The organism is Paraburkholderia dioscoreae (assembly GCF_902459535.1).
Taxonomy (GTDB): Bacteria; Pseudomonadota; Gammaproteobacteria; order Burkholderiales; family Burkholderiaceae; genus Paraburkholderia; species Paraburkholderia dioscoreae.
Map to the genome: position 1 here is coordinate 204561 of NZ_LR699553.1, position 25353 is coordinate 229913.

General features: G+C 63.2%; 28 protein-coding genes, 1 tRNA gene and 1 pseudogene. 25 read left to right on the forward strand and 5 right to left on the reverse strand.

Annotated features, from left to right (window positions below; all coding sequences use genetic code 11):
* Positions 1-208: 208 nt before the first annotated feature.
* Complete coding sequence (locus tag PDMSB3_RS00970; RefSeq protein ID WP_007179625.1) at positions 209-1450, forward strand: cation diffusion facilitator family transporter; 1242 nt, start codon at positions 209-211, stop codon at positions 1448-1450.
* Between the two features lie 67 nt (positions 1451-1517).
* On the opposite strand, the gene PDMSB3_RS00975 is transcribed toward PDMSB3_RS00970, so the two are convergent.
* The 3 genes from PDMSB3_RS00975 to PDMSB3_RS00985 all read right to left on the reverse strand — a co-directional run bounded on the left by PDMSB3_RS00975 (position 1518) and on the right by PDMSB3_RS00985 (position 3337).
* Complete coding sequence (locus tag PDMSB3_RS00975) at positions 1518-1976, reverse strand: Lrp/AsnC family transcriptional regulator (protein ID WP_006050474.1); 459 nt, start codon at positions 1974-1976, stop codon at positions 1518-1520.
* A 90-nt stretch (positions 1977-2066) separates the two neighbouring features.
* Positions 2067-2696, reverse strand: a complete 630-nt coding sequence (locus PDMSB3_RS00980; RefSeq protein WP_007179624.1) for a 3'-5' exonuclease family protein — start codon at positions 2694-2696, stop codon at positions 2067-2069.
* Positions 2693-3337: an MBL fold metallo-hydrolase gene (locus tag PDMSB3_RS00985; protein ID WP_165184286.1), complete on the reverse strand. Its 645-nt coding sequence runs from the start codon at positions 3335-3337 to the stop codon at positions 2693-2695. The genes PDMSB3_RS00980 and PDMSB3_RS00985 overlap by 4 nt, the downstream gene beginning before the upstream one ends.
* A gap of 635 nt (positions 3338-3972) precedes the next feature.
* Here PDMSB3_RS00985 and PDMSB3_RS00990 point away from each other — a divergent pair.
* Entirely contained in the window at positions 3973-4575 is a 603-nt protein-coding gene (locus PDMSB3_RS00990; protein ID WP_405044908.1) for a septal ring lytic transglycosylase RlpA family protein, read from the forward strand.
* Positions 4576-4701: 126 nt separating this feature from the next.
* Here the strand turns inward: PDMSB3_RS00990 and rsmI are convergent, their stop codons facing one another.
* Positions 4702-5580, reverse strand: a complete 879-nt coding sequence (gene rsmI, locus PDMSB3_RS00995) for a 16S rRNA (cytidine(1402)-2'-O)-methyltransferase (RefSeq protein ID WP_007179621.1) — start codon at positions 5578-5580, stop codon at positions 4702-4704.
* Here rsmI and PDMSB3_RS01000 point away from each other — a divergent pair.
* From PDMSB3_RS01000 to PDMSB3_RS01035, 8 genes and pseudogenes are all read left to right on the forward strand, one after another.
* Positions 5579-6091 (forward strand): YraN family protein, encoded by a 513-nt coding sequence (locus tag PDMSB3_RS01000; RefSeq protein ID WP_232064085.1) that lies wholly within the window; start codon positions 5579-5581, stop codon positions 6089-6091. The two genes, rsmI and PDMSB3_RS01000, sit on opposite strands and share 2 nt — an antisense overlap.
* 217 nt (positions 6092-6308) lie before the next feature.
* Positions 6309-6896 (forward strand): phosphoheptose isomerase, encoded by a 588-nt coding sequence (locus PDMSB3_RS01005; RefSeq protein ID WP_007179619.1) that lies wholly within the window; start codon positions 6309-6311, stop codon positions 6894-6896.
* Positions 6897-6922: 26 nt separating this feature from the next.
* Positions 6923-7717, forward strand: coding sequence for a BON domain-containing protein (locus PDMSB3_RS01010; protein WP_007179618.1), 795 nt, complete (start codon positions 6923-6925; stop codon positions 7715-7717).
* Positions 7717-8064 carry a c-type cytochrome gene (locus tag PDMSB3_RS01015; RefSeq protein ID WP_035518433.1) on the forward strand — a complete coding sequence of 116 codons (348 nt, stop codon included), beginning with the start codon at positions 7717-7719 and terminating at the stop codon, positions 8062-8064. The genes PDMSB3_RS01010 and PDMSB3_RS01015 overlap by 1 nt, the downstream gene beginning before the upstream one ends.
* Positions 8065-8140: 76 nt before the next feature.
* A tRNA-Ala gene (locus PDMSB3_RS01020) sits at positions 8141-8216 on the forward strand.
* 173 nt (positions 8217-8389) lie between these two features.
* Positions 8390-8924 (forward strand): annotated as a pseudogene (locus PDMSB3_RS01025) (tyrosine-type recombinase/integrase); the annotation flags it as partial.
* A gap of 494 nt (positions 8925-9418) precedes the next feature.
* A complete protein-coding gene (locus tag PDMSB3_RS01030; protein WP_165187308.1) occupies positions 9419-10060 on the forward strand; it encodes a TetR/AcrR family transcriptional regulator in 642 nt (213 codons plus the stop codon).
* A gap of 168 nt (positions 10061-10228) precedes the next feature.
* Positions 10229-10639 (forward strand): VOC family protein, encoded by a 411-nt coding sequence (locus tag PDMSB3_RS01035; protein WP_007179615.1) that lies wholly within the window; start codon positions 10229-10231, stop codon positions 10637-10639.
* Between the two features lie 93 nt (positions 10640-10732).
* On the opposite strand, the gene PDMSB3_RS01040 is transcribed toward PDMSB3_RS01035, so the two are convergent.
* Entirely contained in the window at positions 10733-11305 is a 573-nt protein-coding gene (locus PDMSB3_RS01040) for a TetR/AcrR family transcriptional regulator (RefSeq protein WP_007179614.1), read from the reverse strand.
* A gap of 335 nt (positions 11306-11640) precedes the next feature.
* Between PDMSB3_RS01040 and PDMSB3_RS01045 the strand changes: the two genes are divergently transcribed.
* The 15 genes from PDMSB3_RS01045 (at position 11641) to PDMSB3_RS01115 (ending at position 25345) form a co-directional block, all read left to right on the forward strand.
* Entirely contained in the window at positions 11641-12909 is a 1269-nt protein-coding gene (locus PDMSB3_RS01045) for an aromatic ring-hydroxylating oxygenase subunit alpha (protein ID WP_007179613.1), read from the forward strand.
* Positions 12910-12929: 20 nt separating this feature from the next.
* On the forward strand, positions 12930-13340 hold the full coding sequence (locus PDMSB3_RS01050; RefSeq protein WP_007179612.1) for a hypothetical protein: 411 nt from the start codon (positions 12930-12932) through the stop codon (positions 13338-13340).
* Positions 13341-13357: 17 nt separating this feature from the next.
* The gene (locus tag PDMSB3_RS01055; protein WP_007179611.1) at positions 13358-13783 is read left to right on the forward strand and encodes a cupin domain-containing protein; all 426 of its coding nucleotides are present in this window, start codon (positions 13358-13360) and stop codon (positions 13781-13783) included.
* Positions 13780-14091, forward strand: a complete 312-nt coding sequence (locus tag PDMSB3_RS01060) for a cupin domain-containing protein (RefSeq protein WP_007179610.1) — start codon at positions 13780-13782, stop codon at positions 14089-14091. Before PDMSB3_RS01055 ends, PDMSB3_RS01060 begins: the two co-directional genes overlap by 4 nt.
* The gene (locus PDMSB3_RS01065) at positions 14088-15380 is read left to right on the forward strand and encodes an NAD(P)/FAD-dependent oxidoreductase (protein WP_007179609.1); all 1293 of its coding nucleotides are present in this window, start codon (positions 14088-14090) and stop codon (positions 15378-15380) included. The genes PDMSB3_RS01060 and PDMSB3_RS01065 overlap by 4 nt, the downstream gene beginning before the upstream one ends.
* Positions 15377-15937, forward strand: coding sequence for a nuclear transport factor 2 family protein (locus PDMSB3_RS01070; RefSeq protein ID WP_165184288.1), 561 nt, complete (start codon positions 15377-15379; stop codon positions 15935-15937). Before PDMSB3_RS01065 ends, PDMSB3_RS01070 begins: the two co-directional genes overlap by 4 nt.
* Complete coding sequence (locus PDMSB3_RS01075; RefSeq protein WP_165184291.1) at positions 15934-16842, forward strand: dihydroorotate dehydrogenase electron transfer subunit; 909 nt, start codon at positions 15934-15936, stop codon at positions 16840-16842. Before PDMSB3_RS01070 ends, PDMSB3_RS01075 begins: the two co-directional genes overlap by 4 nt.
* On the forward strand, positions 16836-17774 hold the full coding sequence (locus PDMSB3_RS01080) for a dihydroorotate dehydrogenase (RefSeq protein WP_007179606.1): 939 nt from the start codon (positions 16836-16838) through the stop codon (positions 17772-17774). Before PDMSB3_RS01075 ends, PDMSB3_RS01080 begins: the two co-directional genes overlap by 7 nt.
* The gene (locus PDMSB3_RS01085; RefSeq protein ID WP_007179605.1) at positions 17771-18124 is read left to right on the forward strand and encodes a non-heme iron oxygenase ferredoxin subunit; all 354 of its coding nucleotides are present in this window, start codon (positions 17771-17773) and stop codon (positions 18122-18124) included. The genes PDMSB3_RS01080 and PDMSB3_RS01085 overlap by 4 nt, the downstream gene beginning before the upstream one ends.
* A complete protein-coding gene (locus PDMSB3_RS01090; RefSeq protein ID WP_007179604.1) occupies positions 18121-19149 on the forward strand; it encodes an asparaginase in 1029 nt (342 codons plus the stop codon). Before PDMSB3_RS01085 ends, PDMSB3_RS01090 begins: the two co-directional genes overlap by 4 nt.
* 145 nt (positions 19150-19294) lie before the next feature.
* A complete protein-coding gene (locus tag PDMSB3_RS01095; RefSeq protein ID WP_007179603.1) occupies positions 19295-19996 on the forward strand; it encodes a CoxG family protein in 702 nt (233 codons plus the stop codon).
* A 10-nt stretch (positions 19997-20006) separates the two neighbouring features.
* Entirely contained in the window at positions 20007-20912 is a 906-nt protein-coding gene (locus PDMSB3_RS01100; RefSeq protein ID WP_007179602.1) for an FAD binding domain-containing protein, read from the forward strand.
* Complete coding sequence (locus PDMSB3_RS01105; RefSeq protein ID WP_007179601.1) at positions 20896-21483, forward strand: (2Fe-2S)-binding protein; 588 nt, start codon at positions 20896-20898, stop codon at positions 21481-21483. The genes PDMSB3_RS01100 and PDMSB3_RS01105 overlap by 17 nt, the downstream gene beginning before the upstream one ends.
* Positions 21470-23872 (forward strand): xanthine dehydrogenase family protein molybdopterin-binding subunit, encoded by a 2403-nt coding sequence (locus tag PDMSB3_RS01110; RefSeq protein ID WP_007179600.1) that lies wholly within the window; start codon positions 21470-21472, stop codon positions 23870-23872. The genes PDMSB3_RS01105 and PDMSB3_RS01110 overlap by 14 nt, the downstream gene beginning before the upstream one ends.
* 345 nt (positions 23873-24217) lie before the next feature.
* Complete coding sequence (locus PDMSB3_RS01115) at positions 24218-25345, forward strand: porin (protein ID WP_007179598.1); 1128 nt, start codon at positions 24218-24220, stop codon at positions 25343-25345.
* Positions 25346-25353: the final 8 nt, after the last annotated feature.

Genomic DNA, 25353 nt, shown 5'->3' on the forward strand with positions numbered 1-25353 from the left:
AGAGAACCGCGTACCGTTGAGGGCGCGGTTTTTTATTGCCGCGGCAAAACGCCACGATTTTGTCGCGCATACTCCACGAAAGTGGAACGCGAATGCTTTTCGTTTAGATAAGCAGCTGATTTAAAAAGGAATTTTTGATGTGCCCCGGGCGCGTGCCGGGATGCGCCGGGTAGAATGCACGCATTGAACTTTTCAGTCCGCTTCTAACATGCCTGCCGCCGCTGCCCAGTCCGCCGAAAAACATCGCATTGCGCGTAAAACGACTTTTGTCAGTATCGCGCTCAATGCCGTGTTGATGACGCTGCAAATCGTTATCGGCGTGTTTGCCCACTCCCAGGCATTGGTCGCCGACGGCGTCCATTCCCTCGCTGATCTCATTTCCGATTTTGTCGTGCTGATCGCCAATCGACACAGCGGGGCGAAGCCCGACGCGGATCACAATTACGGGCATAGTCGCTATGAAACCGTGGCGTCGTTATTTCTGGGTGCGCTTCTGATCTCGGTGGGCGTCGGTATGTTGTGGCGGGCCGGAACGCGCCTCGCCGATCTGCAAAACATTCCGGCCGTGCATATGAGTGCGCTCGCGGTTGCGGTGCTGGTTCTGATTTCCAAAGAGAGTCTGTTCCGCTACATGCTGCGCGAAGCGCAACGTGCGCGTTCGGCCATGTTAATCGCCAATGCCTGGCATGCGCGCTCGGACGCGGCGTCGTCGCTGGTGGTCGCAATCGGTATTGTCGGCAGCCTCGCCGGCGTGCGCCTGCTCGATCCGATTGCCGCGGCCATCGTCGGCTTCATGGTGGCGCGCATGGGATGGATGTTTGGTTGGGACGCGCTGCAAGACCTTTCCGACCGCGCGCTCGACGACGCCACCACCGCGAATATGCGCGCGTTGCTGCTCTCCACGCCCGGCGTGCGCGACGTGCATGAAGTGCGTACACGCAAGATGGGCGATTTCGCGCTCCTCGACGCGCACATTCTGGTCGATCCGCTGATTTCCGTATCGGAGGGACACTACATCGCCGAGTCTGCGCGTCTGCGCGTGCTGACGGATAGCCGCGTGCTCGATGCGTTGATTCATGTCGATCCCGAGAACGACGCGGTTGCGCACCCGCCCGTCGATTTGCCGACTCGCGAGCGAGTGACCGCGGAGGTGAACGCCGCATTGGCGCCTCACGGCATGAAGTTGGCGGCGGTCAACATCCACTACCTGAGCACGGGGTTGGATGTCGAGGTGGTGCTGCCGGATATGTCGTCGCGGGTATCGGAAAGGGACGTGCAACGGCTTGGGCGAATTGACCTGGCCGCGCTCAGGGCGCGTCTGAGGGCTCGCAGACTGGACGTGTTGCAGGAATTGGGCACGTCGTCAGCCGAAACCGCTTCGGCAATCGAGCCAAAGACCAGCATGGCTGTTGACTACACGAAGGCTACGGAACCTCACAGCGCCACCTGACGGCAGCGTCGCGCGCGCATGCTGCTGCACGGCGCGCGACAAACGACAAACGTCAGCGATCAGCGCGTCACAACGGCAACTGCGTATCGAATTTGATTTCGCGCAGCACGACGCTAGTACGAACCTGCGCGACGGCAGGAATCTTGAAGATGCGTTCGTGCAGGAAGGTGTCGTAGGCCTTGATGTCCGGCGCGACGATCTTCAGGATGTAGTCGGACTCCCCGGTCGTGCTGTAGCACTCGGTGACTTCCGGGCAGGTGGCGATTTCCCGCTCGAACTGTTCCACGCCGCCTTCGGTGTGTCGCGTCAGGTGAATATGCGCGAGGGCGCATACGTGCAGCCCGAGCTTTTCCCGATCCAGCAGCGCCGTATAGCGCTGGATCACCCCCGATTGCTCCATGTCCTTGATGCGCCGCCAGCATGGGGTACTCGACAGGCCGACCTGGTCGGAAATCTCTTGCACCGAGCGGCGTGCGTCGAGCTGCAGCAGGCGCAGGATTTTTTGAGAGAACGTATCGAGTGTCAACTGCGCCTCCGTTTGCGTCGCCGTATCAACGCATGGTAGAGGGGGCGAAAACGAAACGCAATGTAAAACGGCCTCGACGAGGGAGATTACCTAATTTGCCGGTTCCTCAGCGGGGTTTTGTCCTGTGCCGTCCCCATCTTTACCGGCCGCGAGTGTGATCGCCTGACTGGCGCGTAGATCCTTCAACATATTGCAGAAAAGCGCGCCCTGTTCGATCGCGTCATCCAGCGCGACATGCGTATGCGGATGCTCGTCGAACCAGTGTTTCGGAAAGCGCGGCTTGATGTTCTTGCGGTACGGCAGCCCGGTCATGGCGAAGGCCAGCGTCTTGATGTCGAGCGCCGACCACGAAAACGGACAGCGGCCGACAAACCGCATCATGTACCAGAACATGTATGTGAAGTCGAAGCCCGCCGGCATCGCCACGAACACCGGCTTGCCCGGCAACGCTTCGATCCAGTCGACGTACGCCGTCAACGCGGTCACGGGCGTCTGCAAATCCTTGCGGCAGGCTTCCCATGCTTCGGGCTGGGTCTTCCACCACGCTTCCTGCACGGGATGCGGCCTCGCTCCCTCGAGCAGTTCGAGATTCGCCGAGAAGGTTGCGATCAACCGCTTGTCTTCGGTGTAGGCCGCGGAGGCGAAACTGAGCATGGAATGCGGACCGGGAATCGGGCCGTCCGCTTCGACATCGGTGCTCACGTAGATTTCGCTACTCATGCCTCGACTCCATCGGCGACATACGGATTGGTGCGGCGTTCGGCGCCGAACGTGGAAGTTGGGCCGTGGCCCGGGACGAAAGTGACGTCGTCGCCGAGCGGCCAAAGTTTTTCGCGGATCGAGCGCACCAGATCCGCATGATTGCCGCGCGGAAAATCCGTGCGCCCAATCGAGCCGGCGAACAGCACGTCGCCCACCAGCGCTAGCCGATGCGCGCGGCTGAAGAACACCACATGGCCCGGCGTGTGGCCCGGACAGTGATAGACCTCGAGGATTTCGTCGCCGAAGTGCACGGCTTCGCCGTTCTGCAACCAACGGTCCGGTTCGAACGCTTCGGCGGCGGGAAAGCCGAAGCGCGTGCTTTGATCGGGCAGCTTGTCGAGCCAGAAGCGTTCGTCGGGATGCGGACCTTCGATCGGCACGCCATAGTGCGAGGCCAGCGTCTTCGCGCCGGCGCAGTGGTCGATGTGCCCGTGCGTCAGGAAAACTTTTTCGACGCTCACGTTCTGCCTCGAGATTTCGCCCTGGATGATGTCGAGATCGCCGCCCGGGTCGACGACGGCCGCGCGCCCGGTTGCCTCGCAAACGAGCAGCGAGCTGTTCTGCTGGAACGGCGTGACGGGGATCAAGGTGACTTTCATGGATGAGCGCGCCGCTGGAAAAACGTTGATTGTACCGGCCTCTCGTCCATACCCGCCGAGCTGCTGTAGCCTCGTCGCAGCGGGCTTTCCTCTGCCCATTTTTGCAGCAGGAGTGAAAATTCATCAAGGTTTTCAGTCGGTTGTCATCCCGAAATTCTGTTTTAGGTATAATGCTCTCCATGCACAGGGAACTGTGCTGCCACAAGGCGATGCGTCCCCATCAAAAATGGGCACGCGGATCGCCACTCAAGTATGGGCTGTCGCACTTATGGACAGCCATCAGGTATCGATGCATTCGATGCACACGTCTTGCCCAGCCAGGCGCCACGCGCCTGCTACGGATTAAATGCCGTGACGCTGGGTGGGGCCTACGCCGCCGTTCCTGCACGCTGAGTTTCGCGCGCAAGAACGTGTTTGCCACGTTCGATGGCGGCATGTGGGGTCTGGTCAGGCTGCCGGGGACAGGTTGCGCCAGACGTGAAAATTAACCGTGCGGTAGCGGCTAAGTGAGCCGCATCCGGGCTTTGACGTACTGCGCTCATCTGCGTGGCGCGTTGTCGTCCATTGCCGCCGGAGTCGCAGGCAACACGCTCAACTTTCGCGTGATGCGGCTCGACAATGTGATTGCACGTCTTATGAAAACTCGGTTATCCCGTGGTCTGGGGACTCTTTTTGCCTTTTTTGTGCTGGCGGGTTGCGCAACGCCTCCGGGCGCCGGCAACACGTCGGACAGCGGCGTGCCGCAGAGCACAAAAAATACGCAGGCGGGCTCCTTCGGACCGCAAGCTTTCGGTAGCGCGCCGGCCTCCGACGTGACCACCCAAGGCTCTGCGTTGGCCGATGCAAAGCCTCTCACGGATGAGGGTTCCGGCGTTTCGGACTTTCATCAGACGGGGCGCGCTTCGTGGTACGGCCGCGGCTTTCATGGCCGCCGTACCGCCAACGGCGAACGCTACGACATGCACGCGCTGACTGCGGCACATCGTACGTTGCCGCTCGGCTCCTATGTGCGCGTGACGAATCCGGCCACGTCGCGCTCGGTAGTCGTGCGCATCAACGACCGCGGCCCGTATGCGCGCGGCCGGGTGATCGATCTGTCGATGGCCGCCGCCGCCGTGCTCGACATGCGTCACGCCGGTACGGCGCGGGTCCAGATCGAAGGTCTGACGCAGCAGGAAGCACGTGCTGCTCGTGACGAAATGCTGGCATCGAACTCGGATTCGAGCGCCGAGAAGTGATGTAGCGGCGGCGGGCGCGCTTCACGTGTGCGCTTCGCGGTGCCGTGGAGGATGGTGGGCGCTCGCATCGTGTCCGCAGAAAACGCAGGGCCGCATCGCGCGGCCCTTGTTGTTTGCCTGTCAGCTTTATTCTTCGTCTTTCTTCAGCGCCAGCGCGCGTGCGTACAGCGCGTTGCGCGACGCTCCGGTGATAGCCGCCGCTACTTTGGCCGCGCTGCTCACCGTCAACTCTTCCAGCAGAATCCCCAGTAGCGCGTCGTGATCGTGTTCGCCGGCGGTTTCCGGTTGCGCGCCTTCCACTACCAGCACGAATTCGCCGCGCTGCCGGTTCGGATCGGCAGCGAGCCATGCTGGCCCTTCGGCCAGGGTGCCGCGATGCAGCGCTTCGTGTAACTTCGTCAATTCCCGTGCGACGAGCAGCTTGCGCTCGCCGCCGAATGCGTCCGCCAGCGCCTGCACCGTTTCGACGATCCGGTGCGGCGCTTCGTAGAACACCATTGCGTGAGGGTGGTTCGCGAGCGACTGCAGCGTCGCGGCGCGCGCCTTTGCTCTCGGCGGCAGGAAGCCGAGGAACGAGAACGTCGCGACCCAGTCGCCGGCCGCACTCAACGCGGTCGCGAGGGCGCTTGCGCCGGGCAACGGAATGACGGGAAAGCCGGCTTCACGGACCGCGTCGACGAGCTTCGCGCCGGGGTCCGAGATGCCGGGTGTGCCCGCATCGGAGACGTAGGCCACACGCTCGCCCGCTTGCAGATGCTCGATCAGGCGTAGCGCCGCAGCCCGCTCGTTGTGCTGATGCACCGCGACGAGCGGCTTCGAGATGCCGTAGCGCGCGAGCAGTTGGCCCGTGTTGCGGGTGTCTTCAGCTGCGATGCGGTCCACCAGTCCGAGCACATGCAGCGCGCGCAGCGTGACGTCGGCAATGTTGCCGATCGGCGTGGCCACCACATATAGCGCGGCGGTCGGATATTGCTGCCCTTGCGCGAGTTCGGAGAGAGGTGTCATGAGGCAGAAGACGCAAACAGACGGAACGAGGCCGCCATTGTGCCACGCGGTGCCGGGCGACCCAGGCGACCTTGGCGACCGGCAGACGGTGCGCGCGGTAGCGTCGATCGGCGCATTCGGCACGCCGCACAACTTTTCGGCGCCCGTTGGGTCCAAACTCGTCGGCGCGGCCTTCGAGGCGCGCGCGCAGGAATTTTTGCAGCGGCAGCGTTTGCGGTTCGTCGCGCGCAATGTGGCGTGCCGCGGCGGCGAGATCGATCTCGTGATGCGCGAGCGTGACGGCGCGCTGGTGTTCGTCGAAGTGCGGGCGCGCGCGCAGCGCCGGTACGGCGGCGCGGCGGCGAGTATCGGTTGGCGGAAGAAACAGCGCATCGTGCGTGCCGCGCAGCATTATCTGGCGACCCGTAGCTCGCAGTCGCGCGATCAGCCCGCTTGCCGGTTCGACGTGATCGCGTTCGAAGCCGGGCGGCTCGTGTGGTTGCGCGATGCGTTTCGTGCCGACGAAGTCTGACGCCATGCGCGGAGAACGCGCGTGAGTGCGATAAACTTGCGCTCGCGTGCAGGCCACGGGATAACGTCGACAACGCAGGAAGCGGCGCAATTCGTGATGGTTTTGCGCACATGCACTGCGTTGCCGGTCAGCTTCAACGGAGCGGCACGAGTTCGCAATACGACTTCACAACACGGCCGCGCATTGCGGTCCACTCGCGGTAGAAGATAGAGACTCGATGTCAGTCGAACGCATTCAACAACACTTCCGCGACAGCGCGGCAGTCAAACTCGAAGCACTCGAAACCCTGTCGATGCCGATCGCCGCTGCGATCGACACGATGTTCGCCGCGCTGGCCAACGGCAATCGCATTCTTGCGTGCGGCAACGGCGGATCGGCGGCCGACGCGCAACACTTCGCGGCCGAACTGATCGGCCGCTTCGAGCGCGAGCGGCCGGGCTTGCCGGCGATTGCGCTGAGCACCGACACGTCGGTATTGACCGCCATCGCCAACGACTATTCGTTCGAACAGATTTTTTCGAAGCAGGTCTGGGCACTCGGCCAGCCGGGTGACGTGCTGCTGGCGATCACCACGTCCGGCAATTCCGCCAACGTGCTCGCCGCGATCGAGGCCGCGCACGAGCGCGAAATGATCGCGGTCGCGCTGACCGGCAAGGGCGGCGGACGCATGCAGGACGTATTGAGCGATACCGATATTCACGTGTGCGTGCCGTCGGATCGCACCGCGCGTATCCAGGAAGTGCATTTGCTGACTATCCATTGTCTGTGCGACGGCATCGATGCCATGTTGCTGGGCGAAGACTGAGACCGATTCCGAAGGAGAGCTAGTTGATGAGCGTATTCCGCGTCAAGAAGACACTGGTGAGAACCGTGCTGGTGGTTGGGTTCGCGGCGGGGCTGTCCGCAACATTGCAGGGCTGCTTTCTCGCCGTTGCCGGCGCGGCGGGCGGCGGCGCGCTGGTGGCGACCGACCGGCGCACGCTCGGCGCGCAGACCGAAGATCGTGAGTTGCAGGTGAAGGCGCTTTCGCAGATCAGCCAGAACCTGCCCGACAACGCGCACGTGAACGTGACGGTGTTCAATCGCCGCGTACTGCTGACGGGCGAAGTAGCGGGGGATGTGTCGAAGCAGCGCGCGGAGACCATCGTGCGTGGTTTGAACAACGTCAGCACGATCGTCAACGAACTGGCGATCATGCCGGCGAGCTCGTTTTCGTCGCGCACGAATGACACTTACCTCGAGACGCGTGTGAAGACCGCATTGATCGCCGAGAAGAACATTTCGGCGAACAACTTCAAGGTCGTGGCCGAGCGGGGCTCGGTGTATCTGATGGGCCTCGTAACGATGGACGAAGGCAATCGCGGCGCGGATGTCGCGAGCCGCGTGCCGGGCGTGGTGCAGGTGGTGAAGGTGTTCCAGTACATCCAGCCGCAGGAAGCCGTGGCAGCCGCCGCTGCGGCGGGGACGGCGCCCATAGCGGCATCGCAACCGGACGCGAGCGCGGCGACTGTCGGCGCTATTCCTGATTCGTCGGTGAGTTCGCGGCCGCTGGAGCAGCAGGCGCCGGCGCCGGTCAGCAATTCGAATTCGGTACATCCGGGTAATCCGAAGGCGACGACGCCATGATGCGCGAAGTTGCTGTTGCGGTGAGCGTGCTGATGGGTGGTGTGCTGACGGGTTTGGGCGTATCGGCTGCGCGAGCTGCGGATACGCCGCGCGGGCAACTGGTCGCCAACGCGAACGCGTGCATGGGATGTCATGCGGTGGACCGCAAGCTGGTCGGTCCGTCGTTCCAGCAGATCGCCGCGAAGTACAAGGGTGACGCGCAAGCGCAGGCGAAGTTGGCGCGCAAGGTGAAAGAGGGCGGCTCCGGCGTGTGGGGCATGATTCCAATGCCGGCGCATCAGACGATGAGCGATGCGGATATCCGCACGGTGGTGGATTGGGTGCTTGCGGGTGGGGCGTCGAGGTGAGGTTTGGTGCCGCTTTTTGCTGCCTTTTGGGGCTTGGCAAAATGGAAAATGCCTGTGCTAGAATTGCTTGGATGTTGGGGGGGTAGCTCAGCTGGGAGAGCGTCGCGTTCGCAATGCGAAGGTCGGGAGTTCGATCCTCCTCCTCTCCACCACGATCACATCCGAAGTCGTCCGAGATTGTCCGAAAATCCCGCAGCCGAAAGGCTCGCGGGGTTTTTTACGTCCGGCGAAGTCTGGCTACATTCATTGACGTCTCGGGGCATGAGGGGGCACATTCGGGGGCACGTTAGATGCCCCATAGGCTGATGCCCCCACGAAGTTTTGAATGCCCCTCACTGATGTCGAGGTTCGCAGCGCGCGCCCGCGCGAAAAGGCCTACCGTCTTACTGACGGCTCGGGCATGTACTTGGAGTCTCTCCGGCAGGCGGAAAGTACTGGCGGTTCTAATACCGATTTGCAGGCAAGGAAAAGCGGCTGGCGCTGGGCGTCTATCCAGATGTGAACATGAAAGAAGCGCGTGCATGTCGCGATGAGGCTCGTAGGCTGTTGGCCAATGGCGTCGATCCGGGCATTGAGCGCAAGGTGCAGAAAGCAGCAACGGTGGAGCGCGCCGCAAACAGCTTCGAAGCCGTTGCCCGTGAGTGGTTTGCGAGGCATGCGCCGGGATGGGCAAAGACCCGCGCCGACAAGATCATTGCCCGCCTCAGAAGGACGTGTTCCCTTGGCTGGGTGGCCGGGCAATCGCGGAGATTAAAGCCCCTGAAGTATTGGCGGTACTGCACCGGGTCGAAACTCGGCGCGCGCTCGATACCGCCCATCGAGTCCACCAAAACTGCGGTCAGGTCTTTCGCTATTCCGTGGTTGCCGCGATGCGTCGGGACTACTTATCTGTTGTCTCGATATTTTTGCAAAGCACGCACTGTCGAGCGATCGGCGATTGCTTCGCCATGTCGGCTCGCCGCTCATAGAGGTGGGTGTGGCTGGTCGGATCGGAACTCGTACAGGCAGAGCCTGTGACCAGATCCTCTACCAGGGCGACCGCCTGTCACTCCTTCCAAAATGAACCATGCGCGCCCGAGCGTCATTGACTGTGTGCACCGGGGCGGATATGCACGCTGCATAATTCTCAATGCGGGGATTGGCGCGAGCGGCAGGCATCATTGGATCGCTATATCCCGATGCTGTTTAACAAATGTGTGGTTTGGTACGCGTCAAGACGCGCTATCGCCAATGCACCTGATCGGCCAGCCTGGACATGCGAGTTGCACCTCCTGCCTGTATGCTGAAAAGCCGTGGCCAGATAAGAACGGCGCACACTTCCACCCATGCGGCAATCCGCAACGACGGAGCACACATGACTCACTCTTCACGCCCGAGCATCACTCGCCTGCGCAAGACGCCGAGCCAGGCGCGCGCCGAGGAAACAGTGGAATCGATCATCGAGGCGGCTGCTCAGGTTCTGGAAGCCGAGGGGCTCGAAGGGTTCAATACGAACGCGATAGCCCGGCGCGCGGGCGTCAGCATCGGCTCGCTATACCAATACTTTCCTGGCAAGGATGCGCTGACGGTCGCGCTTATCCAGCGAGAAACCAGGCGGTTCTACGACGATGCAGCAGCCGCGCTGACTCAACGGAGCGGTAAAGCCGCGCTCGAGTATCTGATTGGCGCATCGGTGCGCCAGCAGCTACAACGACCTATGCTGGCGAAGCTACTCGACGTGCAGGAGAGCAGCCCTGCATTGCGTGGCGAGGTCGAGAAAGTGGAGTTCGACGCGTTGGTCGTGGCGATCGTCAGGCGTGTGGCACCGCGATTCGAGCATCCTGAAGTGGCCGCAGCCGATCTGCTCGCGATCGTCCAGGGCCTGACGGACGCAGCAGGCGAGCGCGGGGAGCGCGACCTTGAAAGCCTGGAACATCGCGTGCGCGCGGCCGCTTTCGGCTATCTGTCGAGGGTCGCGAGGCGCGGCAAGCATTCGGCGCGAGCGGGCGGAATGTGAGCAATCGGCGCGGCACGATCGTGCCTCCCGGCCCGTCTCGCACACCACACGGGGAACTCGCGGCGCACGATCAGGCGATCGCAATGCGAGTTGTTGAATGCGAGCTTTTACTTATATTCTGACGTCGTCGGGCAGAGGTGCCCACAGTTATTTGAAGAGAGACCGACGATGAATGATCTGATCAGCAACATGAAGCTCAACCACCTGAGCTTTCCCTCGGCAGACACGGCTGCTACCGCGCAGTTCTTTGAACAATACCTCGGCTTCACCGTGTCGGGCGTCTGGGAGAAGTCCTACATACTTAAGCGCCCCGGTTTCGACGTGGTGATCGACCATGCCAGTAACGATGTTCCGGCTTGGCCCCGGGCGTTCCATGCTGGGTTCGAACTCCCGAGCCTGAAAGCCGTGCGGGAATTATATGAACGCTTCAAGGCGGATGGCGTAGAAATGGAGACGGAAGTTTTCAACAATGGCCGCGGTTCACGCTTTTTCTGTCGGGCACCGGGTGGTGTGATGTTCGAACTGAACACGCGTGCAGACGCCGCGCCCGAGTATCGCGATTCTTTCCAGAACGGCTGACAGGGTTGCAGAACTGACTAACGCTACCGTGAATAACGCTAGCTCAACTGTCAACGCCAACACATGCTGTAGCTAACGATGTGTTGGCGTTACCTATTCGCCGAAGAGCAACTTCACCATCAATTCCGCAATGGCGTCCATATCTCTCAGGTCACCAATCCGATGGTTGATAACAAAGCCGTCGAACGCCATCCAGACAACGTGGGCGAGGAGATCGTCACGCACGATAGTTTGCCTTTCCTCCGGCAACGTCTCACGGATCAATGCAGAAATGACTGCTTCCACCCGGGCAAGAAGTGAATTCGGTTTCCCCATTTTCTCGGGCGCGCTCGCGAGCGCTTCGATCAGCGAGTTTGCGAACGAATGGTCCGCGGCCGGGATGTCATTCCAGATTCCAGTGAAGATTCGGCGCAACTTCGTGCGTGGGGTTCGCGCCATCTTCACCGCGTGTTTGAGCTTTTCGAGTTCGCGCATGAGCCAGGGCTCGTAGATCTCGTAAAGGATCAGCAGCTTTGAATCGAAATAGACGTAGAGATTAGCGACCGTCGTTCCAGAAGAACGGGCAATCTCGGTCATGGTCGTCGTCGTGTAGCCCTTGCGGCAGAACAGATCGAACGCGCCGGCTACGATCGCGTTGCGCATCTCGGGTTTTTTGACTTGAGGCACGGTGTTTTAGCTAACGGTATTTGCTATTGAAAGGTACGTCATCATACCGTGGCGCGACCGTCCCGCCAACGACAACGCCAGACAGAGCGGATTTGAACCTTCCGCGGCGCGCCGTGGCGCACGTTTCCGCGTAATTTCCCAACATTCTCGTCATCTTTGGCTGAAACGCCCGCCGTACCTAAGGCAGGGGCCATTCCGTTTTCATCGGCAATCAAAATCTGTTGACACAGCTATTTTTTTAAAAAAGAATGACATTCAGTATTTAAACGATGAGCGCGGATGCTGCGCGTCGCTGAACGAGGCCTGCATCAGGCCCCGCAACGGAGAGAATGAAGATGGAAGGCATGAACCCCGGCGAGGGCCTGACCGCCCGCTATCCCGAGATGGGCACCGGTCCGATTCCAGTCGAGCCCTACGTATCCCCTGAATATTTCGCACGCGAAAAAGAGGCGATCTTCAAGAAAACGTGGATCCACGTGGGGCGTGTTGAGGAAATTCCGAAACCGGGCGATTACTTCGTGAAGGAACTCGCCGCCTGCGATACCTCGATAATCGTCGTGCGTAACAGGCAAGGCGAGATCCGAGCGATGCACAACGTGTGCTCGCATCGATTGAACGAGATCGCGTATGAAAGCTGTGGCAGCGCGCGCAAGTTTTTCTGCAAGTTTCACGGCTGGGCCTACGATCTCGACGGCAATCTCACAGGGGTGCCCGAGGAGCAGTGCTTCTTCGATCTCGACAAGTCGCAGCACGGTCTCACCCGCGTGGCTTGCGACGTCTGGCAAGGCTTCATCTTCGTCAATATGGACCCCAACCCGGCGCTGTCGCTGGCTGGTTTCATGAAGCCGATGTTCGGCAGTATCGAAGGCTATCCATTCGACAAACTGACAGTCGGCTTCGAATGGAGCACGGTCGTCAACTGCAACTGGAAGCTCGCGCTCGATGCGTTCCAGGAGGCGTATCACGTGGCGTACGTGCATGGCCATTCGATTGCTGACGCGATCGACAAGAGCGACGGCGGCAGCATGCCGCCGCTCGACGCGCTGTGCGGCGAGTTTCATCGGCGTCTGTCGCTCGCGGGAAACCAGAAGTCGGTGTATGGCAATCCGAAGGCGCTGACTTCGGGCGGCGACGCGGCGAAAGCCGCGTTGACCGCGACCACGCGGCCCATTGCGGCCGCGGCGCTGCGCAACGGCATGGGCAACACGAAGCACGCGTTTCCCCTCGACGCCTTGCCGGCAGGCGTCAACTGGACCGGAAGCCCGAACTGGCTGTTCGACATCAACGTAGTTTTTCCGGACTTCTATTTATCGTTGCGGCCGAACTATTGCCAGGCCTACAACTTTCGCCCGATCTCGCATAACAGGACGTTTTTCGAGGCGCGAGTCTATTACCCGGAAATGAATGGCGCGGGCGGCCGCTTCTTCCTCGAATACATGAAGGTCGCGCTGCGCGACGTGCTGCTCGAAGACCTGAGTACGCTCGAGCGCACGCAGCGCGCCGCCGAGACCGGCGCCAAATCGCACATGGTGCTGCAGGACAACGAACTGCTGGTGCGCCACAACTATCACGTCGTCGAGCGGATCGTCGCCGCGGCCAACTGATTTCATCCAGGAAGCGAATCATGCAGACCCAGGTCATCGCCATGCCCATTTCGCGCAGCTCGCGCGCCGACGCGGCGCCGACGAGCTTGCCCACGCTGCCGGACGTATTCGCCGATCTCGCGCCGTTCGCGCCGGTGTGGGCGCTCGACACGGAGACGAAGCGCAACATGCAGCGCCATGCTGCGTCGATGGACGAGATCAAGGCGTTCGGCGACGCGATCCTGCCGCGCGTCGACGACATCGTTGCATATCTGAACGGTTTCGCGCTCGACGCGCTTCCGCCCGACTGCGCAGTGCTGATGCAGATGCTGCTGTCGCTTGCCGAAATCGCGCCGGCGCTCGAATTCTATGGGCAACAGGCGGTGATCGACGGATACGATCCACGCCGCTTCGTCGCGAGCGAAACCTTCGTGATGCGCCCGCCGCTGTGATGACAAGGAGAACGACGATGCCCCGATGCCAGGTTTTCACCATCGACGACGCGCTCACCGAAGTCGTGCAAGACGGCCTCTATATGAAGTCGCTGGCAGGCGAGTCGATGAGTGTCGCAGTCGTCAAATTCGTCGAGAAGGCGGGCAGCGAATTGCCGGCCAAGGCGCATAGCCACGGCGAGGAGGCCTCGCTGCAACTGCTCGGCAGCTGCACGATCTACACCGACGATCCGGCGCAGCCGGGCGCCGACGTGCGCATGGACGCGGGTGATGCGGTCGTGATTCCGGCCGGCTTGAGCCACTACGGCAGGAACCGTTTCGGCAGCGAAGGCGTCAGCATGCGGTTGAACGTCGTGAGTCCGCCGCGCCGGGAATACGGCAAGTCAGGCACCCAGGCGTATTACCCGCTCGCCGGTCGCGACGGCGATGGAGCGAAGTCGTGAGCGCCGGGTTCCAGCGTCTGCCCGCGGCCGAACGTCTGAATGGGATGACGGGGCGCACGCTCGACGTGAGCGTGCACGAACTGCGCGACGCAGCGGCACTCGCGTTTGAAGCACCCGGTCCCGGCGAGGAGATCGGCGCGGTGCTGGCAGGCCGGCTCGACGTCGAAGCCGACGACGAACGCTACACGCTCGAAGCGGGTCAGGTGATCGTGATACCGGCCGGCATGGCGCGCCGCTATGTCGCCCGCACGCCGCGCGCGACGCTGTATCGCGTGGTCGTCGCGAAAGTGCGGGAGGACGCGCAATGAGCGACGCCTCACTCGGCGCGCCGCGCGACGCGCGCATTGCGATCGTGGGTGCGGGACATGCGGGCGGGCGCGTCGCACAGCATCTGCGTGCGCTCGGCCATCGCGGCGAGATTGCGTTGATCGGCGACGAAGCGCATGCGCCGTACGAACGGCCCGCGCTGTCGAAAGAATTGCTGCTCGGCGAAAAGACGCCCGCTGATCTGACGCTCGCGCCCGCCGGGTTCTGGGAGGACAACACGCAAACGTCGGCGTGCGCGACGCCGACGCGCCGTTATCGTGCCCGTGCGCGCCGGGTATTCGCCGATCCGCTCGGTGAGCATCGTGCCATCGAACTCGACGACGCCAATTCGACGCGTGTGGACTTTGACACACTGGTGGTGGCGACGGGCGGTAAAGCGCGCATGCCGCGCATCGACGGTATCGATCAGCCGGGCGTGCACAGTCTGCGCACAATTGATGATTGCCTCGCGCTGCGCGAGGCGCTCGCCGGGGCGCGCGACATCGTGATCATCGGCGCCGGCGTGATCGGCATGGAGGTGGCAGCGGCCGCCGCGAAACTCGGCAAGCACGCGACGGTGCTCGAAACGGCCGCGCGGCCGATGGCGCGCATCCTGCCGCCGCCCGTGAGCGACTGGCTCGCCGGCGTGCATCGCGCGCACGGTGTGACGATCGAAACGGGGGTCGCCGTAACGCACATCGAGCGCACCGCCGCGCGCCGTTTTGCCGTGCACGTAGATGGCGTGAGCGGCGCGCATACCTGCGATCTCGTGCTGGTTGCGGCGGGCATCGAGTGTTCGGTGGATTTTCTCGAAGGCACGTCGATCGCGAGTGTCGACGGCATCGTGGTCGATGCGTGCTGCCGCAGTCCGGTCGCGCCGTGGTGCTATGCGGCCGGCGACATCGCGGTTGCATACAATGGCCGTTTCGGACGGATGCTGCGTCAGGAGACGTGGCGCAATGCCGAAAACCAGGCGCGCGCGGTCGCCGGATTCATCTGCGGCCGTGTCGAGCCGTTCAACGAAACGCCGTGGATGTGGACCGATCAGTTCGGTTTCAACATTCAGGTGATCGGCCGTCCCGAAGCGAACCACAGATTCGTTACGCGCGGCGATATCGGCGCGGGACCGGCGACGCTCGTCGCGCTCGACGGCGATTACGTGAGCGGCGCGGTGCTGATCGATTGCGGCCGCAACCGGCGCGCGCTCGAAGCGCTGATCGAAGCGAAAACGCCGGTCGATCGCGCGCGTCTCGCCGATGCCGCCGTCCCGCTCAAGGAGGTGGCGCGATGAACGCGTTGCTGGAACAACGCGTCGCGCGGCTCGAAGCGATCGACGCGATCCGCCGGCTGAAAGCACAGTATGCCGCGCTGGCCGACCAGAAATACACGCGCTGCTATGCGCTCCAGCCCGACCCGGTGATGCATGACGTTGCGCGGCAACAGGCCGAATGCTTCACCGAGGACGCCGTGTGGCAAGGCGGCGACGGTTTCGGTTCGGACCTGGTCGGCCGCGCGGCGATCGAGCAGTGGTTCCGCCGCTCGCCGTGGCGGTTTGCCTTGCATTACTACACGGGCGAGCGAATCGACGTGATCGATGCGGATCGCGCCGAAGCGACATGGCGCCTGTGGCAGATCGCGCTGCTCGACGACAGCGGCCGTGGCGTGCTGCTCGCGGCGATCACCGCCGAACAGTACGCGCGCGGCAGTGACGGCGCGTGGCGCATCAGTCATATGTGCTTCGAACAGTTGCACATGGTCGAGACGGGCGTGCAGCCGCTGCCGTTCGCCGCCGACTTCGCTGGCCTCGATGCGATTCGTGGCCGCACTCATCTCCTGGAGTCCGAATGAAAGAAGTCGAATCGTCGCTCGCGTTGAGCGATCCTGCGCAATGCCGCGATGACGAGGCCGGCTGCGTGCCCGCATGCGCAGCGGAGCGTGAGCTCGCGTTTCCAGTCGCGCAGAATGCGTGCCGCGTAGTCAGCAATCGCTGGGTGAACGCCGAGTACCGGCATCTGATCGTCGAGGCATCGCCCACCGCGCTCGCTGCGCGGCCGGGGCAGTTTTTTCATCTGCATTGTCCGGCCGCGCATGGCGCGATGCCATTCCTGCGGCGTCCGATGAGTGTGTACCGTGTCGATCGCGACCACGCATGTGTGGAGTTTCTATACAAGGTGCAGGGCGCGGGCACGCGCGGACTCGCGATGCTCGAACCCGGCGATACGCTCGACGCGGTGGGCCCGGTCGGCCGCGGCTTCGATGTGCCGGACGGTGCACGCCACGTGCTCCTGCTCGCGCGCGGCGTTGGACTTGCGACGCTCGCGCCGCTCGCGCGCTTCGCGGTTACGCGCGGCGCAAAAGTGACGGCGGTGCTGAGCGCGCGCGATCCGTCGCTGGTGATGTCGGCGGATTATCTGCGCGACGCGGGCGCGGACGTGATCGCCGTGACAGACGCGGAGAACACCAGCAATGTGACTCACGTCGACATGCTGCTCGAACGCATCCATGCGGAGACGCCGTTCGATTTCGTTACGACCTGCGGCTCGAACCGGTTGCTGATGCTGCTGCAGCGTTTCGCCAACACGCACGGCATAGCCGGCCAGATCGCGCTCGAACAGCACATGGGTTGCGCGCTCGGCGCGTGCTATGCGTGCGTGCGACCGTTCCGTAAAACCGACACGTCGGACGAACTGACCTATCGCCGCGTCTGTTGGGATGGACCCGTGTTTGGATTGAAGGAGACCGTGTCATGGTAGATCTCAGCGTGACGATTGGCAGCGTGACGCTCGCCAATCCCGTGATGCCGGGTTCGGGTACTTTCGCCGACGGCTTTGCGCGCGTGTTCGACCTGAATCGCCTCGGCGCGATCGTCACCAAGACGATCACGGACGACGTGCGAGAAGGCAATCCGCCGCCGCGCGTCGCCGAGTTTCGCGACGCAACGCTTTTTTCGATCGGCATTCCGAGCCGGGGCAGCGACTACTATTTGCGGGAAACCGTGCCGTTTTACAGCCGGTATCTGCCGCCGCTCATCGCCAGCATTTCTGCCGATAGCGTCGACGACTTCGGCGCGCTCGCAGCAAAACTCGCCGTGCCGGAAATCGCGGCAATCGAAGCGAACGTGTCGTGCCCGAATCTGAAGGCCGACGGCAAGGCGTTCGGCATGGACGCGCAGGCGACGCACGATGTGGTGCGCGCGATGCGCGAGCGCAGCGGGCTGCCGGTATGGGCAAAGATGACGCCGAATGCGGGCAATGTCGTCGAAGTCGCAAAGGCGGCCGAAGAGGCAGGCGCCGAAGCCATCGTCATGGGTAATGCGATGCTGGCAATGGCGATCGACACGGAAACGTTCCGCCCGAAAGTCGCGAATCTGATGGGTGGTATCACCGGGCGCGCGACGAAGCCTGTGCTTTTGCGCATGGCTTACCAGTGCGCACAGGCCGTGAAGATTCCAGTGATCGGCTGCGGCGGGATCGCCAGCGCGTCGGATGCCATCGAATATCTGCTGGCCGGCTGTACCGCGGTCCAGGTCGGCACGGAGAATTTCGTGAATCCCGGCGTGATGCCCGCGATCATCGACGAGTTGAACGGCTTCTGCGTGCGGCGTGGCATCACGCGCGTTCAGGATCTGACCGGCGCGATGCAGGCGCACGAGCCGATGTCGATGGTATGGAGGGCGTCGCTATGAGCGCGGTGATGCAGGCGGCGGACGACATGCCCCCGTGGCATGAAGTCGGTGCGCTCGAGGCGCTGTTCGCCGAACGCGCGTGTCATGGCGTGACGATAGACGGACGGCGGATCGGCCTTTTTCTCGTGGATGGCGCGGTGCATGCGATCGACGATATGTGCACGCACGGCAACGCGCTGCTGTCCGACGGCGAACTCGAAGGACACGAGATCGAATGTCCGCTGCACGCGGGGCTCTTTGACGTGCGCAACGGACGCGCGATGTGCGCGCCGCTCACGCGCGACGCAGCGGCGCACGACGTGCGCGTCGAGACGGGCAAGGTGTTCGTGCGTGTCGGGAGCGGCGCATGAGCGGCCCGGCGGATTGCGCGCGCCCGAAAATCGCGGTGATCGGCACGGGCGGTACGTTTGCGATGCACGCGCGTGGACCGTTCGACTGGATCGAGTATTCGGAAAGCGGCATCGTGCTGCCGGTCGAGGATCTGCTCGCCAGAATGGGCGATTTAGCGCCGCATCTCGCGTGTGAAGCGGCGAGTTTCCGCCGTCTTGGCAGCACGTCGATCGGACCGCGCGACTGGGTCGAACTCGCGCGGCTGATCGAAACCACGCTTGCCGGCGATCCGCAGATTCGCGGCGTGGTCGTGACTCACGGCACGGCGACGCTGGAAGAGACGGCCTGGTTTCTCGACCTGACGCTCGCCACCGATGTGCCGGTCGTTATTACGGGCGCACAGCGGCCTTTCAACACCACCGGCAGCGACGCGGCGGCGAATCTGCGGGCGGCGCTCGCGGTGGCGTCGTCGGAAGGCGCACGCGGGCTCGGCGCGCTGGTTGCGATGGACGGTCTGGTGTTCGCGGCGCGCGACGCGACCAAGGTCGCGAGTTTCGAACTCGCCGCTTTCGAAGCACCGGGCTTCGGTCCGCTCGCACGCGTCGAAGCGGACGCAAGCGTGAGCTGGCGGCGCAAACCCGTGCTGCGCAACGGCCGGCTCGGTAGGGTGCTTGCCTATGCCGAGCAGCACGGCTGGATGCTGCCGCGCGTCGACATCGCAATGTCGTATGCGGGCGCGGACGGTGCGGCGATCGACGCTTTCGTGGCAGCGGGCGCACGCGCGATCGTCAGTGCGGGCTTGCCGCCGGGACGCCCCGCCGAGCAGGAGGCGCACGCGCTGCAACGGGCGCGGGAAGCGGGCGTCCTGATCGTCCAGTCGACGCGCGCGCTGCGCGGCATGGTGCCGGAGCAGGCCTTTCTGCAGCGCGATGGCTTTCTGGCGGGCAGTGATCTGACGCCGCTGAAGCTGCGTATCCTGCTAATGGCCGCGCTGACGCAGACCGCCGACGCGCGCGAACTGCAAAGCATCGTATTCGCGCATTGATACGCCGATGCCGGTTCGATGCACGGCAGATGAAGCGTTTTTTGGCCGGCGAAAATCACGATCGGCAGGAACACACCACCATGCGGGCGCGGCGCGCGCCGTGAGCCGCACAGCAGCAGGCCCGGAAACGGCGCAGGAGCGGAATATGGAACTGGTAGGCGAGCAACTCATCAACGCGCCGCGCCCGCAGGTGTGGGCGGCGATCAACGATCCGGACATCCTGTCGCGATGCATTCCGGGTTGCGAGGAAGTCAACGCATTGTCGCCGACTGAGCGCGACGCGCGTGTGTTGCTGAAAATCGGACCGGTGCGCGCGCGTTTTAGCGGACGCATTTTGATGTCGGACATCGTCGAGCCGTCGGGCTGCAAGCTCAGCTTTGAAGGTACGGGTGGCGCGGCCGGCTTTGCGAAAGGGCACTCGGAAGTCGCGCTGACTGACGAGGGCGCGCAGACGCGGTTGCGCTACACCGTATCCGCTTCGGTGGGCGGCAAGCTCGGACAGATTGGCGGCCGGTTGATCGACGCGTCCGCACGGAAAGTCGCGGACGAGTTTTTCACCGCGCTCGACGCGGCCTTGACCTCGAGCGCAAGCGAAGGCGCAGCGCCGGGCGTGGAGTCGGCCAACGGCATGGCGCCTTTGCATCCGGCGCCGCCAGACACGCTGACCCGCACACCGGCGAGTACGCCGGCAGGCACGTTCGCCGCGAATCGCAGGCGCTATGCGGAACCCGCTTCTGCGCCCGCGCCGCGTCCGTGGACCGCGGCACTCGGCGGCGAAGCGTCGCGAGCGTTCTGGTTCTGTCTTGGCGTCGGCACGACGCTGCTCGTCCAGTATCTCGCGCGTTGACGCCGTCGCCATGAAAGCCCCAGCCTTTCGCTACGCGCGGCCCGCGACGCTCGACGAAACTTTCGCGCTGCTCGCCGAACACCGGGACGACGCGCGTCTGATCGCGGGAGGACAGACGCTGCTCGCAACACTCAACATGCGCCTTTCCGAGCCGCACATCCTCGTCGATCTGCGCGATGTGCGCGGTCTGCGCGGCATTTCGCTGCAGCGTGATCATGTGCGCATCGGTGCGCTGACCCGGCACAGCGAGATCGAGGATTCGGCGTTGATCGCGCGGCATCTGCCCTTGCTTGCGCTCGCCGCGCCGCACGTGGCGCATCGTGCGATCCGCAATCGCGGCACGATCGGCGGTTCGCTCGCGTACGCCGATCCTGCCGCCGAATGGCCGGCGTGTGCGCTTGCGCTCGGCGCGCGTTTCGTGTTGCGGAGCGCGCGCGGCGAGCGTCGCGTGGATGCGGCCGATTTTTTTGTCGATCTTTATACGACCGCGCTGCAATCCGCAGAAATCCTCACGGCATGCGAGTTCCCGCTCACGCTGGCGAGCACGCGTGTCTACTTCGACGAACTGGTGCGGCGTCACGGCGACTACGCGATCGTCGGCGTGGCCGCGTATGCGGAGATCGACGGCAATATGCTGGTGCGGCCGCGCTTCGCATTCATGGGGGCGAGCACGGTGCCAGTGCTCGCGCGCGACACGGCGGCGGCGCTCGACGGCGTGCGCGTCGACACTCCCTCTAATCTGCGCGCCGCACTCGATGCGGCCTCGGCAGCGCTCGACCGCGAGCTCGAACCGATCGCCGATCTGTACAACAGCGCGGAAACGAAGCGCCATCTCGCACGCGTGCTGCTCAAGCGCGCGTTAACGGCGCTAGCACAACCGGCGCAGCCAGGAGTCCAGAATGAACGAGTCGCATGAAGCCCACGCGGCCTGCTGGGTCACGATCGAAGTGAACGGCGTCGAGCATAAAAAATCGGTGCAGCCGCGCGTGCATCTGGTCGATTTTCTGCGCGAAAACCTCGACATGCGCACGGTGCGGGCCGGTTGTGAACATGGCGTATGCGGCTCGTGCACCGTGCGGCTCGACGGCGACATCGTGCGCGGTTGCCTCGTTCTTGCCGTGCAGGCAGATGGAGGCACCGTCGAGACGATCGATGCGGCGAGCGACCGTGGCGATCTGCTCGAACTGCAACACGCGTTTCATGCGCACAACGCCCTGCAATGCGGCTTCTGCACATCGGGAATGCTGTTCACGGCGGCGGCGCTGATCGAAGAGAAGCCGGACGCTACGCGCGCCGATGTGCGCGAATACATGTCTGGCAATTACTGCCGTTGCACTGGCTATCACGCCATCATCGACGCGATCTGTTCGGTACTCGAAGCACGCCGGCAACGCAGGGCCGAAGGATCATGCGGTCACGCGGCGCCCGTCGTCGCGGGGAGCGATGAGATCTTGCCGCACGAGGAGACGATCGATGGATCGGCATGACGACGGTTCGCTCCAACCCGGTTCGACGCAGGTCGAAGGCACGCGCGCGCGCTATATCGGCACGACGGTCAAGCGCCCGACGGCGCGCCGCCTGTTGCAGGGCCGCGGCACCTATCTCGACGATGTCGTGCTGCCGCGTATTGCGCATGTCGTCTATCTGCGCAGTCCGATGGCGCACGCACGCGTCGGCGTGATTGATACGGAAGCCGCCCGGCGCATGCCCGGCGTGATCGCGATCGTCGGCGGCGAGGAAGTTGCGGCGATCTGCAAACCGTGGGTCGCGACGCTGAAAACACTGGTCGGCATGAAGTCGGCGCCGCAATATCCGCTCGCGCGAGGCACCGTGCACTGGCAAGGCGAACCGGTACTCGCGGTGGTTGCCGAAAGCCGCCGCGAAGCGGAGGACGCGCTCGAGGCCATTTCCGTCGAGTGGCACGAACTGCCCGCGGTGACGAACGCGGAAACCGCGCTCGATCCGCAAACGCCGGTGATCCACCCCTCGCTCGGCGACAACCTGTGTTTCGAGCGCACGATCGACAACGGCGCGGTGGACGACGCATTCGCGCGCGCGGCCGTGACCGTCGAGCAGACGTTTCGCTTCAATCGCCACACCGGCATGCCGCTGGAAACGCGCGCGATTCTCGCCGATTTCGATCCCGCCGATCAGCGGCTGACGGTGCATCAGTCGCATCAGGCGCCGCACAATCTGCAGGATCTGTACGCGCATCATTTCGGCATTGACGAGAATCGCGTGCGGGTAATCTGCAAGGATGTTGGCGGCGCGTTCGGCATCAAGCTGCACACCTATCCCGACGACTTCGCGACGGTCGCGCTGTCCATTCTGCTGCGCCGTCCGGTGAAGTACGTTGCCGACCGGCTCGAATCGTTCGTCAGCGACATTCATGCGCGCGAACACGTGGTGCATGGACGCATCGCGGTGGACGCGCAAGGCCGCATTCTCGCCTTCGATATCGACGACCTTGCCGGCATCGGGCCGTATTCGGTGTATCCGCGCACCAGCGTGACAGAAGGCAATCAGGTCATCAGCGTAATCGGCGGCCCATACCGGCACGAGGCATATCGCGCGCGGCTGCGCGTGGTGTTCCAGAACAAGGTGCCGACCAGCCAGTATCGCGGCGTCGGTCTGCCGATCGCGTGCGCGGTGACCGAAGGTCTCGTCGACGAAGCGGCGCGGCGCCTCGGCATCGATACCTTCGAGATGCGCAGGCGCAACGTATTCGCCGACGTCGCGTATCCGGTGGTCGGCGCCGCGGGCATCCGCATGGAGGGCCTGTCGCATCAGCAATGTCTCGACCGGCTGGAGGCGCTGATGGATTACGGCGCGTTGCGCGCGGAACAGGCGGCGCTGCGCGAGAAGGGCGTTTTTCGCGGAATCGGCATCGCGATGCTGATCGAGATGACGAATCCGGGCGCGGCGTTCTACGGCATGGGAGGTGCACGCATTTCCGGCCAGGACGGTGCGACCGTCCGGCTCGAATCGGGCGGCGGCGTAACCTGCATGGCGGGCGTCGGCGAACAGGGGCAAGGCACCGAAACGATTCTCTCGCAGATCGTTGCGGATGCGGTCGGCGTGCCGATCGACTGTGTGCGGATCGTCACCGGCGATACCGCGGTGACACCTTATGGCGCGGGCACGTGGGCATCGCGCGGCGCCGGCATCGGCGGTGAAGCGGTGTTGCAGGCGGGGCTCGCGTTGCGCGCGAATATCCGTGCGTTTGCGGCGTCTGTTCTGGCGCGCGAGATCGACGAACTGGAAGTGGACGATGGCGCCGTGATCGACGTGCATACGCGCGAAGTGCTCAAAACGCTCGCCGATCTTGCGACAATTGCGTATTTTCGTCCTGACACGTTGCCGCTCAACACGCTGCCCGAACTGACGGTGACGCGTCAGTACACGCAGAACGGCCAGCCGTTCCTGTTCACCAACGGCGTGCAGGCTTCGTATGTCGAAGTCGATATCGAAACCGGCATGGTGAAGCTGCTCAGGCACTGGGCGGTGGCCGACTGTGGCCGCGTGATCAATCCGATGCTCGTCGACGAGCAGATGCGCGGCGGCATCGTGCAGGGGATCGGCGGCGCGATGTTCGAAGAGTGTCTGTACGACGAAGCGGGACTGCTTACCAACGGCAGTTTCGCCGACTATCTCGTACCGATGGCGGCGGAGATGCCCGACATCTTCCTTGCGCATGTCGAAACACCCACCACGACCTCGCAACTCGGCGCGAAGGGCACAGGCGAAGCGGGCACGGCCGGCGCGCCGGGCGCCGTCATGAATGCCATCAACGACGCGCTCGCGCCGCTCGGCGCCAGCGTCACATCACAGCCCGTCACGCCGCAGAAGGTGCTGCGCGCGTTGGGCATCGCCTAATACGTCTATTAAATACTGAAGTTCGTTTTTGGTGCGTGTGACATCCACCCGGATGTCGCGCGCATCGTTGCGTTCATGCGCGCTCCGACATTGTGCGGTTCGTGATTTCATTCCAATAAACTCGCATAAAAAAAGCCACATAAAGAGGCGAACCCATGCTGTACAAACCTCGATGTTGTCGTGCGAAAACACAGGTCAATTTTTATTTCTTGACATGTAAAATCTTCGAAACAAGAATGACATTCGGTTTTATAAGAAATGACGAGAGGTCTGGATGGCACTGGCGGTCTGCGCTCTTCAGACAGGCGAACGAACGCTCAACGATAACTTTCTGGGGAATGACGTATGAAACGCATCATCAAGACGACGCTTGCGACGATGGTCTCGCTGGCGATTCCCGCGCTCGCTCATGCGCAGTCGTCCGTGACGCTGTACGGCGTGATCGACGAGGGCATCACGTACGTGTCGAACGCGGGCGGCAGTCATCTCGTGAAGATGGACGACAGTTCGTTGCTAGCCGATCGCTGGGGTTTGAAGGGGCGTGAGGATCTCGGCGGCGGCCTCGCGGCGATCTTCGCTCTGGAATCGGGCTTCTCGGTGAATAACGGCGCGCTGTACGGCAGCGAGTTCGGCCGTCAGGCGTGGGTGGGTCTCGACAGCCGCTACGGTAAGTTGACGATGGGCCGCCAGTACGATTTTTCACGCGACTACATGTCGCCGTACGGTACTGACGGCTGGTGGCTTTCCGGTTACGGTGTGCACCAGGGCGCGCTCGATCGCGAGGTGTTCGGCCGCTTCAACAATTCAGTGCGCTATGAGAGCAACGACATCCGCGGTTTCCAGTTCGGCGGCATGTATTCGTTCAGCAACGCGGCCGGCAACTTCCACGACGGCAGCGGCTGGAGCGTCGGCGCGAGGTACGCGAACAGCCCGTTCTCCGCAGCGGTCACGTACACGTACCAGGCCAAACCGACAATCGATCCGTATGAACTGCTCGGCGTGAAAACGCTGATGGGTCAGACGACCGTCACGTATGCCGGCGACGCCACCACCGATCCTTACACCGGCAGCACCTTCGATCTGCAGTCGATCGGCACATTCGGTGTGGGTGCGCAGTACAAGTTTGGTCCCGCCACGGTGATCGGCAATTTCACCGATACGGTGCTGAAGGGCATTGGCGCGACGGCGGGACATTCGCCTTCACTGCTCGTGTACGAGATCGGCGCGCTGTACAGGCTCACGCCGTTCTGGACGATCGGCGCGAGCTATCAGCACAGCAAGCTCGAAGCGAACGCGTGGAACGAATACGCGGCCGCAGTCGACTTCACGATCTCCAAGCGAACCTGGATGTATCTGACCGCTGACTATCTGCGCGCGTCCGGCGGCGTCGATCCGGTGATCGGCGCGAGTTTTACGCCTTCGCGCAGCAGCAGCCAGTTGCTTACGCGGCTTGCGCTGGTGCATGAGTTCTGAGCGGTGCG

Coding starts and splice junctions, on each gene's coding strand:
- PDMSB3_RS00970 (WP_007179625.1), top strand. CDS start 209: ATGCCTGCCGCCGCTGCCCAGTCCGCCGAAAAACATCGCATTGCGCGT.
- PDMSB3_RS00980 (WP_007179624.1), bottom strand. CDS start 2,696: ATGAGTAGCGAAATCTACGTGAGCACCGATGTCGAAGCGGACGGCCCG.
- PDMSB3_RS00985 (WP_165184286.1), bottom strand. CDS start 3,337: ATGAAAGTCACCTTGATCCCCGTCACGCCGTTCCAGCAGAACAGCTCG.
- PDMSB3_RS00990 (WP_405044908.1), top strand. CDS start 3,973: ATGAAAACTCGGTTATCCCGTGGTCTGGGGACTCTTTTTGCCTTTTTT.
- PDMSB3_RS01000 (WP_232064085.1), top strand. CDS start 5,579: ATGAGGCAGAAGACGCAAACAGACGGAACGAGGCCGCCATTGTGCCAC.
- rsmI (WP_007179621.1), bottom strand. CDS start 5,580: ATGACACCTCTCTCCGAACTCGCGCAAGGGCAGCAATATCCGACCGCC.
- PDMSB3_RS01005 (WP_007179619.1), top strand. CDS start 6,309: ATGTCAGTCGAACGCATTCAACAACACTTCCGCGACAGCGCGGCAGTC.
- PDMSB3_RS01010 (WP_007179618.1), top strand. CDS start 6,923: ATGAGCGTATTCCGCGTCAAGAAGACACTGGTGAGAACCGTGCTGGTG.
- PDMSB3_RS01015 (WP_035518433.1), top strand. CDS start 7,717: ATGCGCGAAGTTGCTGTTGCGGTGAGCGTGCTGATGGGTGGTGTGCTG.
- PDMSB3_RS01030 (WP_165187308.1), top strand. CDS start 9,419: ATGACTCACTCTTCACGCCCGAGCATCACTCGCCTGCGCAAGACGCCG.
- PDMSB3_RS01035 (WP_007179615.1), top strand. CDS start 10,229: ATGAATGATCTGATCAGCAACATGAAGCTCAACCACCTGAGCTTTCCC.
- PDMSB3_RS01045 (WP_007179613.1), top strand. CDS start 11,641: ATGGAAGGCATGAACCCCGGCGAGGGCCTGACCGCCCGCTATCCCGAG.
- PDMSB3_RS01050 (WP_007179612.1), top strand. CDS start 12,930: ATGCAGACCCAGGTCATCGCCATGCCCATTTCGCGCAGCTCGCGCGCC.
- PDMSB3_RS01055 (WP_007179611.1), top strand. CDS start 13,358: ATGCCCCGATGCCAGGTTTTCACCATCGACGACGCGCTCACCGAAGTC.
- PDMSB3_RS01065 (WP_007179609.1), top strand. CDS start 14,088: ATGAGCGACGCCTCACTCGGCGCGCCGCGCGACGCGCGCATTGCGATC.
- PDMSB3_RS01070 (WP_165184288.1), top strand. CDS start 15,377: ATGAACGCGTTGCTGGAACAACGCGTCGCGCGGCTCGAAGCGATCGAC.
- PDMSB3_RS01075 (WP_165184291.1), top strand. CDS start 15,934: ATGAAAGAAGTCGAATCGTCGCTCGCGTTGAGCGATCCTGCGCAATGC.
- PDMSB3_RS01080 (WP_007179606.1), top strand. CDS start 16,836: ATGGTAGATCTCAGCGTGACGATTGGCAGCGTGACGCTCGCCAATCCC.
- PDMSB3_RS01085 (WP_007179605.1), top strand. CDS start 17,771: ATGAGCGCGGTGATGCAGGCGGCGGACGACATGCCCCCGTGGCATGAA.
- PDMSB3_RS01090 (WP_007179604.1), top strand. CDS start 18,121: ATGAGCGGCCCGGCGGATTGCGCGCGCCCGAAAATCGCGGTGATCGGC.
- PDMSB3_RS01095 (WP_007179603.1), top strand. CDS start 19,295: ATGGAACTGGTAGGCGAGCAACTCATCAACGCGCCGCGCCCGCAGGTG.
- PDMSB3_RS01100 (WP_007179602.1), top strand. CDS start 20,007: ATGAAAGCCCCAGCCTTTCGCTACGCGCGGCCCGCGACGCTCGACGAA.
- PDMSB3_RS01105 (WP_007179601.1), top strand. CDS start 20,896: ATGAACGAGTCGCATGAAGCCCACGCGGCCTGCTGGGTCACGATCGAA.
- PDMSB3_RS01110 (WP_007179600.1), top strand. CDS start 21,470: ATGGATCGGCATGACGACGGTTCGCTCCAACCCGGTTCGACGCAGGTC.
- PDMSB3_RS01115 (WP_007179598.1), top strand. CDS start 24,218: ATGAAACGCATCATCAAGACGACGCTTGCGACGATGGTCTCGCTGGCG.